The organism is Corallococcus praedator (assembly GCF_003612125.1).
Taxonomy (GTDB): Bacteria; Myxococcota; Myxococcia; order Myxococcales; family Myxococcaceae; genus Corallococcus; species Corallococcus praedator.
Window position 1 is genome coordinate 1 of sequence record NZ_RAWI01000281.1, and the last position, 12,385, is coordinate 12,385.

Sequence of the window (12,385 nt, forward strand, 5' to 3'; positions counted from 1 at the left end):
CCCGTGGCCCCCGCCCCGGAGGACACGCGCGAGCGGGTGCTCCTGTGCCGCACCGGCGCGGAGGGCCGCGTGGCCATTCCCCTGTCGCGCGTGGCGCGGCTGGAGGAGCTGCCCCTCTCGGAGGTGGAGCACCTGAGCGGGGGCATGGAGCTGGCGCGCTACCACGGCCAGCTGCTGCCCCTGGTGCGCGTGGCCTCCGTGTTGGAGGCGCGGCCCGGCCCAGCGGCGCGACTCACCGACGGGCTTCGGCACGCGGCGGATGCATCGCTGTCCGTCGTCGTCACCACGCACGCGGACACGCGGGTGGGACTGGTGGTGGACGCCATCCTCGACGTCGCGGAGGTGGAGGTCGCCCTCCAGCGCGAGACGCGGCGCGCGGGGGTGCTGGGTTCCATGGTGGTGTTGGATCGCGCCACCGAGTTCCTGGACGTGGAGGGCGCCGTTCGCGCAGTTCACCCGGAGCTGCTCGCGGGAGGCGCGCCATGATCACCCTGCGTCAGTTGTGCTCCTTCCACGTGGGCGAGCACCTGTTCGGTCTGGACATCGAGCGCGTGCAGGAGATCCTCCTGCCGCCTCCGCTCACGCGCGTCCCGGGCGCCCCGCCGGAGGTGGCGGGGCTGCTCAACCTGCGCGGGCAGATCGTCCCCGCCATCGACCTGCGTCGCCGTCTGGACCTGCCGGAGGGCACCGCCCCCGCGGACGCGCCCCATGTCGTGCTGCGGGGAGATGACGGCGCGGTGAGCCTGCGCGTGGATGCCATTGGCGACATCCTCCCCCTGGAGGATGCGGCGCTGGCGCCCCTGCCGGACAACCTGCGCGGGTCGCTGCGCACGATGTTGCTGGGCGTCCACGCGCTGCCGGACCGCCTCCTGCTGGTGTTGTCCGCGGACGCCGTGGTGGACGGGCTCCCGCCCGCCTCCGGCCCTTCCGCCTCCCCTTCCTTCCCTGCGTTGTCCCAGGAGTCCCGCTGATGGCCCGCCCCGCCGCGCCCGCCGTGAAGAACACCCTCTTCCAACGCCTGGGGGGCAAGGCCGCCCTCACGGCCGCCGTGCAGAAGCTCTACGCCCGGGTGATGACGGACGCCCTGCTCAAGCCCCTCTTCCGCCGCGCGGACGTCATCGCCCTGCAACGGCAGATGGTCGCGTACCTCACGCAGCACCTGGGAGGGCCCGCCCTCTATCGCGGCCCGTCGATGCGCGAGGTGCACGCGGAGCTGAACCTGCGCCCGCACCACTTCGAGCGCGTCGCCGAACACCTGGCCTCCGTGCTGGATGAACAGGACGTGTCCGGCCCCGTTGCCCGGGAGGTGCTGGCGGCGATGGGGACGCCGGAGGAGGCCCCCGCGCGCAAACCCGCCGGCAAGCGCGCTCCCGTGAAGGGCCGCCGGGCCGCCGTGGAAAAGCCCGCACCCCGGCGCCGCGCGGCGTCACCCCTGTCAGGCGCGGTGGGCGAAGCCCTGCTCGACGCGGCCCGGGTCAACGTGCTCGTCCTGGATGAGCACCTGGAGGTCGTCTTCGTCAACGCGTCGTCCACGGAGGCCATCGAGCGAATCGACTCGACGGCGTCGCTCCACGATGGCGCGTCAGGGGCGGAAGGGGATGCGTTCCTGTCCCGCTTCGAGCAGCAGCTCCGGCGCGAGGAGTCGCGGTTGCACACGCCTTCCGCCCTGCCGCACGAGGCTGTCTTCTCCGTGGGGGACGCCACGCTCAAGGCCCGCGTGGACGGCATCGTCGGCAAGGGCGGGGAGCTGACCGGCTACGTGGTGACGTGGGACGACATCACGGAGAAGCTGCGCGCGGACACGGAGATGGCGCGCCTCAGGGCCATGCTGGAGAACGCGCCCACCTGCGTGATGGTGGCCGACAAGGATTTGAAGATCGTCTACCTGAACCCCGCCTCGCGCCGGCTGTTGCAGCGGGTGGAGAAGCACCTTCCCGTCACCGCGGACCGGGTGCTCGGGGCGACCATCGACATCTTCCACAAGGACGCGACGTACCAGCGGAAGATCCTCTCCAACGACAAGAACCTGCCGGTGCGCGCGAACATCCCCATCGGGCCGGAGATCGCGGACCTGCTGGTGACGGCGGTGTACGACGGCCAGGGCCGCTACCTGGGCCCCATGGTGACGTGGGAGCTCATCACGGAGAAGCTGGCCGTGCAGCAGCGTGAGAAGGAATTGGATACCACCCTGCGCGGCGTCTTCCAGGAGGTGACGCAGCATTCGCAGACGCTCGCGGCGTCCTCGCAGGAACTGTCCAGCGTCAGCCAGCAGATGGTGAGCAACGCGCAGGAGACCGCGGCGCAGGCCACCCAGGTGTCCGCGGGCGCCGAACAGGTGAGCCGCAACGTGCAGAGCGTCGCGTCCGGCATGGAGGAGGTCAACGCGAACATCCGCGAGGTGGCGCGCAACGCGAGCACCGCCGCCAAGGTGGCGTCGTCCGCCGTCCTGCTGGCGGACAAGACGTCCATCATCGTCAGCAAGCTGGGCACCAGCAGCCTGGAGATTGGCAAGGTCATCAAGGTCATCACCTCCATCGCGCAGCAGACCAACCTGCTGGCGCTCAACGCGACCATCGAGGCGGCCCGCGCGGGCGAGGCGGGCCGGGGCTTCGCGGTGGTGGCCAACGAGGTGAAGGAACTGGCGCGCGAGACGGCCCGGGCCACCGAGGACATCGGGCAGAAGATTGGCGCCATCCAGGACGACACCGAGGAGGTGGTCAACGCCATCCTGGAGATTGGCGCCACCATCGGCCGCATCAATGAATTGCAGACGTCCATCGCGTCGTCGGTGGAGGAGCAGACGGCCACGGCGGGCGAAATCCTGCGCAACGTGGGCGAAGCGGCCAAGGGCAGCCAGCAGATCTCCGAGAACATGGCCGCCGTCGCGGAGGCCGCGCGCAGCACCACCGAGGGCGCGGGCAGCACGCAGCGTTCGGCGGTGGAGCTGGCCCACATGGCGCAGTCGCTGCAACGGCTGGTCGTGCAGGTGGACACCACCGACAAGACCCAGCGGTCGAAGTAGCGCACCACTCGGACCCGGGGAACCAGGCGCGTGAGGACCGGACTGAAACGATGGTGGGAGCTGGGACGCGTCGCGCGGGCCTCCACGCGGCTGCGTCGCGGCGATTGGCCCCAGGGCACGGAAGCCGCGCGGCGGGAGCTGGCGGAGCGGCTGCTCGGGCTGCGCGGGCTGCCGCAGAAGGTGGGGCAGGTGCTCACGCTCTCGGAGCTGGGGTCGGAGACGCCCGGCTTCGGATCGCTCGCGGAGGCCCCCTCCCCGCTCGCGCCAGAGGCCGCGCTGGCGGAAGTCTCCCGCCGGCTGGGCCAACCGTGGCGACAGGTGTTCCGGTCGCTCGACGGCGCGGGCATCGCGGCATCGCTGGGTCAGGTGCACCGGGGGGTGTTGCACGACGGGCGCGCGGTGGCGGTGAAGCTGCGGCACCCGGGCATCGCGGACGCGGTGCGCGACGACCTGCGTGCGCTGGGCTGGCTGGCGGCGCCGCTGGGTGGCTGGCGCGGGAAGCTGGACCTGTCCGCCTACCGGCGCGAGCTGGCGCGGATGCTCCAACAGGAGCTGGACTACCACCACGAGGCCCGGGCGCTTCAGGAGGCGGGCGCGCGCATGGCGGACGTGCCGGGGGTGGTGGTCCCCGTGCCCGTGGACGCGCTCACCCGCGAGGACCTGCTGGTGATGACCTGGGTGGACGGGGAGCCCATCGCGGAGGCCCGGCGCTGGAGCGAGGCGGACCGGCGCGCGCTGTCCACCACGCTGGTGCGCCTGTTCCTCCAGGGCCTCTTCACCTGGGGCGCGCTGCACGCGGATCCGCATCCGGGCAACTACCGCGTCTCCCGGGGGCCGGACGGCAGGCCCGCGCTGGGGGTGCTCGACTTCGGCTGCGTGAAGCCGCTGCCTCCCGAAATGCCCCTGGGGCTGGGACGGCTCATCGCGCTGCTGCGGCTCCCTGGGGCCGAAGCGGATCCGCGGCGGGTCCTGGCCTCGTGGGTGACGCTGGGCTTCACGCCGGAGTTGCTGGAGCCCATGGCGGACGTGCTGCCCGCCGTCAGCCGCGTGTTGCTGGAGCCCTTCCTCCAGGACGGTCCGTTCCACGTCGCGCGCTGGCACCTGGGCGCGCGACTCACCGAAGCGCTGGGGCCACACCGCTGGAACTTCCGGGCCGCGGGGCCCGCGTCACTGCTCTTCGTGCTGCGGGCGTTCCACGGGCTGATGCGCCACCTGGACGTGCTGGAGGCCCCCATCGCGTGGGGACCGCTGCTGGACGAAGCGCGCGCGCCACGGTTGCCACCGCCGCCGCTCCCGCCCGAGGCGCACGTGGAAGGCACCGCGCGATACCTGCGCGTTCGCGTGATGGAAGGGGCCTGCACGCGCGTGGCGCTGACCTTCCGCGCGGACGTGACGACGCACCTGGAGGACCTCTTGCCGGAGGACCTGCGGCCAAGGCTCCAGGCGCGGGGCCTGGACCCGGTGGCCATCGCGGCGGCGGCGGTGGCGGCGGGACTGCGGCCGTCGGAATTGTTCCACCTGGACGAGGGCGAGCGTCACGTCCGGGTGTGGCTGGAATGAACCGGAGCGAAGGAGGCGGCGGATGGTGACCATTGGCATGAACTACGAAGTGCGCGAGGGCAAGGCGGAGGCCTTCGAGCGGAAGTTCGCCCTCGTCCTGGAGGCGATGCGCACGCTGCCCACGCATGCGCATACGGAGCTGTTCCGGAGCGTGGGAACCCCCGGGCGCTACCTCATCGTCTCCGAATGGCACAGCCGCGAGGGCTTCGACGCCTTCATCGCGTCCGAGGCCTTCCACCGGGTGACGGACTGGGGCGCCAACGCGATCCTCGCGGGCCGGCCCCGGCATGAGGTGTACGGCGGCGATAAGGCCCCCAGCGTCCCGACGGGCCGCTGCCCGGTCGCGCACGCGGCCCGGTGAAGCGACCGCTCATGAGCGCCATCCGGGTCCTGGTGGTGGACGACGCGGCCGTGGTGCGGCGACAGGTGTCGTTGCTGCTGGGAAGCGACCCCGCCCTGGAGGTCGTCGCCACCGCGGCCAACGGACGCATCGCGCTGGCGAAGGTGGAGCAGTTCCAACCGGACGTGGTGCTGCTGGACCTGGAGATGCCGGAGCTGGACGGACTGGAGACGCTGAAGCTCCTGCGGCAGCGCTCCCCGGAGCTGGCGGTGGTGATGTTCAGCGCGCTCACCGAACGCGCCGGCGTGCTCACGCTGGAGGCACTGGCGCTGGGGGCTCGCGACTACGTGACGAAGCCCACGTCCTCCGGCGGGATGAACGTCACCGTGGAGGCGGTGCGCGACGAGCTGGTGCGCAAGCTCAAGGCCCTCAACGTGCGCAACACCTGCGTCCCGTCGGGGCCGGCGCTCATGCCCAGGCCGCATCCGCCCCGGCCACAGGGCCCGGCGCGGGTGGAGATCATCGTCATCGGTGCGTCCACCGGGGGCCCCGGCGCGCTGGTGCGCGTGGTGTCCGCGCTGCCGGCGGACCTGTCGGTGCCGGTGCTCATCGTGCAGCACATGCCGCCCCTGTTCACCCGGCTGCTCGCGGAGCGGCTGGAGGGCGTCAGCAAGCTGCGCGTGCGCGAGGCCGTGTCCGGCGACCTGGTGAGGCCCGGGTCGGTGTGGGTCGCGCCGGGGGACTTCCACCTGGCCCTCTCCTCGGATGCCACCGGCGTGCGGATCCTCACGCACCAGGGGCCGCCGGAGAATGCCTGCCGTCCGGCGGTGGACGTGCTCTTCCGCTCGGCGGTGGAGGTGTATGGCCCGGGTGTGCTCGCGGTGGTGCTCACGGGCATGGGACAGGACGGGCTGCGCGGCTGCCGTCTCGTGGATGAGGCGGGCGGACAGGTGGTGGTCCAGGACCAGGCCACCTGTGTCATCGGAGGGATGCCCGGCGCGGTGGAGCAGGCAGGGCTGGCGGACGGGGTGGTCGCGCTGGACGAAGTGGCCGCGGAGCTGGTGCGGCGCGTGGAAGCGCGCGGACGAAGGCTTTGAACATGCCCCTGCTTCACGACGACTTCGCCTGGCTGCGGCAGCGCGTGCTGCGGCTGTCCGGGCTGGTGCTGGAGCACGACACGCATGCGCTGGTGGAGACGCGGCTCGCCTCGCTCGTGCGCGAGGAGCGCGTGGCGGACATCACCGCCCTGGTGGCCCGACTGCGCGCCCAGCCGGAGAACACCCCGCTCCATCAGCGCCTGGCCGAAGCCCTGGCCAACCACGAGACGGCCTTCTTCCGGGACGCGTCCGTCTTCGAGGCCCTGCGCACCACGGTGCTCCCCGCCCTGATGGCGCGGCGAGGCCGGACGCGCACGTTGCGCATCTGGTGCGCGGCGTGCGCCTACGGACAGGAGCCCTACAGCGTGGCGATGACGCTGGCGGAGACGGGGCTGCTGATCACCGGCTGGACGGTGCGCATCCTGGCCACCGACTTCTCCACCCGCGCCCTGGTGCGCGCCAGCGAGGCCCGCTACGACGCGCAGGAGATCCACCGGGGCCTGACGCCCCAGCTGCGCCAGCGCTACTTCCGCCAGGAGCGCGACGGGTGGCGGCTGAACGAACGGGTGCGCAAGCCGGTGGAGTTCCGTCCGCTCAACCTGATGGAGGACTTCCACCCGGAGGCCCCGGTGGACCTCATCTTCCTGCGCAACGTGATGATCTACTGGGACGCGCCCACCCGGCGCGCGGTGCTGGCCCGCGTGCGGCGGATGCTGCACGCGGATGGCTACCTGGTGCTGGGCGCCGCGGAGGCCGCCCCCCTGGCGGAGGACGGCTTCTCCCGGAACCTCATCGGACAGACGAGCTGGTATCGCCCCGCGCCCCTGCCCGGCACGACCGCGTCGGTGGAGGGCGCCTCGCGCGCGCACCCGCGCCCCGGCGCTACACCTTGAGGCGGATGGCCCCGGGCAGGATGGTCATGGTGCAGGGCAGGCGGCCCGGCGTCTCGCCATCCACGTCGAGGAACACGTCGCCCGTCTCCGACTCGGCGTGGAGGGTGCGGCACTGGAAGCGCCGCGTGCCCTTCCAGGTGACGTGGTCGCCGTTGTAGACGCCCTTGGACTTGAGGACGAAGTCGCTCAGCTTGTAGTTGGACCAGAGCGTGATGTCGAAGAGGCCGTCGTGCGTGAGCGCGTCGGGGGCGACGAACATACCGCTGCCGAAATAGCGGCCGTTGGCCACGGCCACGGTGGTGACGCTCACCGTCTCCGGCGGCTTGTCATCCAGTGTCAGGCGCACCTGTCGCTCGGTGTACTTCACCAGGCCCTTCACGGTGCCCCACATGAAGCTCATGTGGCCGCCCAGCGCCTTGCTGCCGGCGTTCACCTCGCGCGCCACCACCGCGCTCACGCCGAACGAGGCGATGTTGGCGAAGAAGCGCGTGGCGGGCTGGCCGTCGTTGTCGATGAAGTCCAGCCGGCCCACGTCGAAGGGCTCCGTCTTCTCCGTGCGCAGCCGCTCCAGCGCGGACGTCAGCTCCAGGTCCCACCCGAACGTGCGGCGGAAGTCGCCACCGGTGCCCCGGGGCACCAGGCCCAGCGCCGCCCGCGGGTTGATGACCTTCCCGTCGCGGAAGAAGCCGTTGGTGACCTCGTTGAGGGTGCCGTCGCCACCGACCGCGACGATGCACTCGTAGCCGTCGTCGATGGCCTGCCGCGCCAGCCGCGCCGCATCCATGCCGCCGCTGGTGAAGCCGTGCCCGAACTCACCGAGCACCCGGCCCACCTGCGCGGAGATCTCCACCCATCGCTTCCCCGTCTGCCCGTTGGCGCTGCGCGGGTTGACCACGAGGAACGTCTTCATTCAGTACCTTCTCCCTGCGAGACGCGCTTGTTTACGCGGTTGTGCGCCGGGGCTCCACTCCATGACCCACCGGAGTGCCCCCCGGCCAGGGTGTTTGTCACCCCGGCCGTGCCATGCTGGGCTTTTCCCCTCCCCATCTTCCTCCCGGAACCCCGAGTGAAAGCCCCCTCCGCCCCCGAGAAGCTCGGCCCGCACCGCGATGCCATGCAAGCCCTGGACTGGGCCCTGCCGGCGCTCCGGGCGGACCTGGACGCGGCGGGAAGGCAGCCCTTCCGGGAGACGGGGGCCCAGGAGGACTTCCTCCACCGGCATGACGCGCCCGCCCACGAGTCCCAGGGGCCGGAGCGGACGGCGCGCTTCGAACAGGCCCTGGCGAGGGTGCGCCAACTGGCGGACGCGGCGGAGGCGCTGACGTTTTCCCGGATGCTGGAGGTCCAGGAAACGCTGTTGGGGGTGCGTACGACCTTTCGCACCGGGGACGCCTTCGCGCACGGGGGTGCGCACCGGTATGCGCAGGTACCGGGCCTGGAGGCGACCTTCGTCGCGAAGGTGGAGGCGGAGGCGCGGGAAGAACGCCATCCAGTGGCGCACGCCACCCGGTTGTACCTGGACCTGTGTTTCTTCCACCCGTTCCCGGACGGGAACGCGAGGGCGGCGCGGCTGTGGCTGGAATACATGCTGCGGCGGAGCGGACTGCCCACCCCACCGCTGGCGCCCGTCGTGCTGTTTCCCAAGCCTCCGGGGGACGCCGCCCGCTACATGCGCTTCGCGAGGCTGGTGGCCCGGAGCATCGCGGGGCCGGAGGCTCCGTGCCGCAACGAGGTGCAGCCATGAGCAAGACGGCCCAATTCTCCTGGCAGCTCATCCGCGACAGCATGGACGGCTATGAGTCGGAGCGGCTGGCCAAGGTGCTGCGCGCGTACCTGGAGCCCCGGGTTCCACCGGGGACGCGCAAGCTCACGGACGAGCAGCGCAAGGACATGGCGAAGCACATCCAACACCTGCTCAACGAGAACCTGCCGGCCTGGTACACGGAGACGGGAGCGTACCTGGGCAACGAGAGCATGGGGGGCTACTGCTGGTGTCACAGCTTCTTCAACCAGCGCCCCACGCCGAACATGCGCGTCCAGGACAACATCCAGCTCATGCTCAACGCCCTGGAGCAGCGGCGCGACTGGCTGTTCAAGCTGGATGCGGTGTATCAGTCCCTTCGGGAGGGGTTGCCCTCGGAGCCCGGGGACGACGACATCCGGGTGCTGGCCCTGGCGGATGGCATGGTGGAGGTGCTTCAAATCACCATGGACGCCACGGGCTGTGAGGAGTCCTGGTATGTCTTCGCGGACCGGGCGCTGGGGTGGATGTTCGACGCCCTGGCCCTGCGCCCGGGCTATCAGGCGGGCAAGCTGATGAACAAGCTGTTTGCCTTTGAGTCCTGGCACTCACCGCCCGAAGAGGAACTGCGGGAGTCGGCGGAGAAGGTGGCGATGGCGGTCGTGGAGGACGAGGGCCGCCGGGCTCACAGGAAGTGACGTGTCGCAACCTGCTGGAATCAGCAGGGTCCTACAATTGGCATCATGTCAACTCACCGGATAATCCGCCCGCGAAAGTGGGCCTCGTGGTTCTGCGGTGGCCTCCGACTGTGCAGCCCGAGTTAACCGGCCAATCCGCCCGCTTTTCCCTTCGGGCCCTCGTTGGGTGCTCGTTGCCAGTTAACCGGCCAATCCGCCCGGAAGATCATGCCTTCGGCCCTGTACTGGCTTCCGACGGCGCAGTCGGAGTCAACCCGCTAATGGCAGACGTCCGCGCAGGGAGGTCAGGGTGGACTTCCGTGGCGCTGGGGTGACTCAGGAGCGAGGGGCGGAAACTCCCGCTAGAGTCCTGCGCTCGTCTCCTGAGTGAAACCCCCGTCCATGTGGGCGCGGAGTGCCTCTCAGGGAGGCCCAACCAGTTGCACAGGGGGAAGAAGTCCATGCGAAGAGAGAATCGAAGCGGGCTGGCGGTGCTGGCCTTGGGGCTGGTGCTGGCATTGGCCGGGTGCGGTGGGGCGCAGCAACCCGAGGCGGCGGAAGGCAGCGCGCAGGTGGTGGGCACGCTGCCGCAGGCCCTCAGCGCCAGCGACGTGGCGCGGGTGGAGCTCACGGTGTCGGGCACCGGCATGACGACGCGCACCGAGGTGCTGGTGAAGACGGGCGCCCAATGGGGCGGCGTGCTGGGGCAGTTGCCCGCGGGCACGGGGCGCACCTTCAGCGCGCAGGCCTTCGACGCCTCCAACACCGTGCGCTACTCCGGCCAGGTGACGGGCATCACCATCCTCGCGGGGCAGACAACGGCGGTGACGCTGCTGCTGCAGGAGGTGAATGCGCCGGCGCCCTTTGACAACGTGGCTCCGCGGATTCTCTCGCTGGTGGCCAGCCCCGGCACGGTGGCCCCGGGCGGTGTGGTGGCCCTGCAGGCCACCGCGCAAGACGCCAACGCGGGCGACACCCTCACCTACGCCTGGACGGCCAGCACGGGCAGCTTCAGCGCCGCCTCCAGCCTCTCCACGGCCTGGACGGCGCCGGCCTCCGCCGGCCCCGTGGTGCTGACGCTGAAGGTGACGGACTCCAAGGGCGCCTCCGCGGCCCTCAGCGTCACGGTGACGGTAAGCACCGGCACCGGGAGCGCGGCGGTGAATGTCACCGTCAACACCTGGCCCCAGGTGGCTGGGCTGACGGCCCTGCCCTCCTCCGTGGCCGTCGGCCAGGCCACGGCCGTGGCGGCCGTCGCGAGCGACAATGACAACGATACCCTCAGCTACCAGTGGACGGCCTCGTGCGCGGGCACGTGGACGAATGCCACCTCGGCGAGCGCCAGCTTCACGCCCTCGGCGCAGCCGTCCGGCGGCACGTGCACCCTCACCGTGGTGGCCTCGGACGGCCGCGGCGGGCAGGGCACGGGCAGCCTGGGCATCTACGTGGGCCCGGGGACTTCAGGCCGCTTCCCGCCCGAAGTGGTGGAGACGTTCCAGTCCGTCGCCTCGGTGCCGGCGTCCGGCGGCACCGTCGTCTTCCGGCTGAAGGCGCGGGATGCCCAGGGCAGTGCCCTGGGCTTCACCTGGGCCACCACCACCGGCACGCTGGGCACGGCCACCAGCACCGCCTCCACCAGCGAAGTCCTCTGGACGGCGCCCTCCTGCGTCCCCTCGGGCACGACGGCCTCGGTGACGGCCACCGTCACCAACGCCCTCGGCCTCTCCACCAGCTTCGCCTTCGCCCTCCAGGGCGGCTCAGCCTGCGCTGCGAGCCCCGGAGCTCGTCTCGTGAGGGGCGATATGTATAGTCTCGCCTTGAAGCAGGACGGCACCGTCTGGGCCTGGGGCGACAACACCTACGGCCAGCTCGGCGATGGGACCACCACCCAGCGCCGCACGCCCGGGCAGGTGCAAGGCTTGATGGGCGTCGCGGCCCTCGCTGGTGGCACCTTCCACGCGCTCGCTGTGAAGCAGGACGGCACCGTCTGGGCCTGGGGCAACAACACCTACGGCCAGCTCGGCGATGGGACCACCACCCAGCGCCGCACGCCCGGGCAGGTGCAAGGCTTGATGGGCGTCGCGGCCCTCGCTGGTGGCCACGGCCACGTGCTCGCCTTGAAGCAGGACGGCACCGTCTGGGCCTGGGGCGACAACACCTTCGGCCCGCTCGGCGACGGGACAACCACCCAGCGCCTCACGCCCGTGCAGGTGCCGGGCCTGACGGGCGTCGCGGCCCTCGCCACTGACTCCTTCCACTCGCTCGCCTTGAAGCAGGACGGCACCGTCTGGGCCTGGGGTTACAACTACGACGGCGAGCTCGGCGACGGGACAACCACCAATCGCCTCACGCCCGTGCAGGTGCCGGGCCTGACGGGCGTCGTGGCGCTCGCCGCTGGCGTCTACCACTCGCTCGCCTTGAAGCAGGACGGCACCGTCTGGGCCTGGGGCAGCAACGCCCACGGCCAGTTCGGCGATGGGACAACCACCAATCGCCTCACACCCGTGCAGGTGCAAGGCTTGACGGGCGTTGCAGCCCTCGCCGCTGTCACCTACAACACGTTCGCCTTGAAGCAGGACGGCACCGCCTGGGCCTGGGGCGACAACACCTACGGCCAGCTCGGCGATGGGACAAGCACCAATCGCCTCACACCCGTGCAGGTGCAAGGCTTGACGGGCGTCGCGGCCCTCTCTGGTGGCTACGCCCACGCGCTCGCTGTGAAGCAGGACGGCACCGTCTGGGCCTGGGGCTGGAACGGCTATGGCCAGCTCGGCGACGGGACAGCCAACCAGCGCCTCACGCCCGTGCAGGTGTCGGGCCTGAGCCTCTGACGAGGCGCTGGGCGCTTGCGTTTGGCAGGCGCCCAGCACGTCGCAGACGTCTGCGTTCTATCGGTGAGGAGCCGGGGTTGGACGTCCAGTCCTCGCCGGCCTCCGCCATCACAGCCTGGCCCTCTGGATGGACACGCGCGCGAGCCCCGCGTGGGCCGGGCGCCCGGCCCACGACTGCCGAAGGCACTGCCTCTTCCCACCGTGGCGGCCCCCGACGCCCGCCC

Annotated in this window: 11 protein-coding genes; 10 read left to right on the forward strand and 1 reads right to left on the reverse strand. The window is 71.2% G+C overall.

What is annotated here, in order from left to right:
- From D7Y13_RS28805 to D7Y13_RS28835, 7 genes are all read left to right on the forward strand, one after another.
- The coding region (locus D7Y13_RS28805) for a chemotaxis protein CheW (RefSeq protein ID WP_208734501.1) at positions 1-486 on the forward strand (486 nt) is incomplete at its 5' end.
- Positions 483-971, forward strand: coding sequence for a chemotaxis protein CheW (locus D7Y13_RS28810; RefSeq protein ID WP_120583902.1), 489 nt, complete (start codon positions 483-485; stop codon positions 969-971). The genes D7Y13_RS28805 and D7Y13_RS28810, both read left to right, overlap by 4 nt.
- Positions 971-3,022, forward strand: coding sequence for a methyl-accepting chemotaxis protein (locus tag D7Y13_RS28815; RefSeq protein ID WP_120532568.1), 2,052 nt, complete (start codon positions 971-973; stop codon positions 3,020-3,022). The genes D7Y13_RS28810 and D7Y13_RS28815 overlap by 1 nt, the downstream gene beginning before the upstream one ends.
- 30 nt (positions 3,023-3,052) lie before the next feature.
- On the forward strand, positions 3,053-4,582 hold the full coding sequence (locus D7Y13_RS28820) for an ABC1 kinase family protein (protein ID WP_120583903.1): 1,530 nt from the start codon (positions 3,053-3,055) through the stop codon (positions 4,580-4,582).
- A gap of 22 nt (positions 4,583-4,604) precedes the next feature.
- Positions 4,605-4,943: an antibiotic biosynthesis monooxygenase family protein gene (locus tag D7Y13_RS28825; protein WP_120583904.1), complete on the forward strand. Its 339-nt coding sequence runs from the start codon at positions 4,605-4,607 to the stop codon at positions 4,941-4,943.
- Positions 4,944-4,954: 11 nt separating this feature from the next.
- The gene (locus D7Y13_RS28830; protein ID WP_120583905.1) at positions 4,955-6,019 is read left to right on the forward strand and encodes a protein-glutamate methylesterase/protein-glutamine glutaminase; all 1,065 of its coding nucleotides are present in this window, start codon (positions 4,955-4,957) and stop codon (positions 6,017-6,019) included.
- A gap of 2 nt (positions 6,020-6,021) precedes the next feature.
- Positions 6,022-6,912: a CheR family methyltransferase gene (locus D7Y13_RS28835; protein WP_120583906.1), complete on the forward strand. Its 891-nt coding sequence runs from the start codon at positions 6,022-6,024 to the stop codon at positions 6,910-6,912.
- On the opposite strand, the gene D7Y13_RS28840 is transcribed toward D7Y13_RS28835, so the two are convergent.
- A complete protein-coding gene (locus D7Y13_RS28840; RefSeq protein WP_120532573.1) occupies positions 6,902-7,822 on the reverse strand; it encodes a diacylglycerol/lipid kinase family protein in 921 nt (306 codons plus the stop codon). The genes D7Y13_RS28835 and D7Y13_RS28840 overlap by 11 nt on opposite strands.
- 156 nt (positions 7,823-7,978) lie before the next feature.
- Here D7Y13_RS28840 and D7Y13_RS28845 point away from each other — a divergent pair, with 156 nt between their 5' ends.
- From D7Y13_RS28845 to D7Y13_RS48795, 3 genes are all read left to right on the forward strand, one after another.
- Complete coding sequence (locus D7Y13_RS28845; protein ID WP_120583907.1) at positions 7,979-8,656, forward strand: Fic family protein; 678 nt, start codon at positions 7,979-7,981, stop codon at positions 8,654-8,656.
- A complete protein-coding gene (locus D7Y13_RS28850) occupies positions 8,653-9,351 on the forward strand; it encodes a hypothetical protein (RefSeq protein ID WP_120532575.1) in 699 nt (232 codons plus the stop codon). The genes D7Y13_RS28845 and D7Y13_RS28850 overlap by 4 nt, the downstream gene beginning before the upstream one ends.
- A gap of 440 nt (positions 9,352-9,791) precedes the next feature.
- Positions 9,792-12,161, forward strand: a complete 2,370-nt coding sequence (locus D7Y13_RS48795) for an RCC1 domain-containing protein (RefSeq protein WP_120583908.1) — start codon at positions 9,792-9,794, stop codon at positions 12,159-12,161.
- Positions 12,162-12,385: the final 224 nt, after the last annotated feature.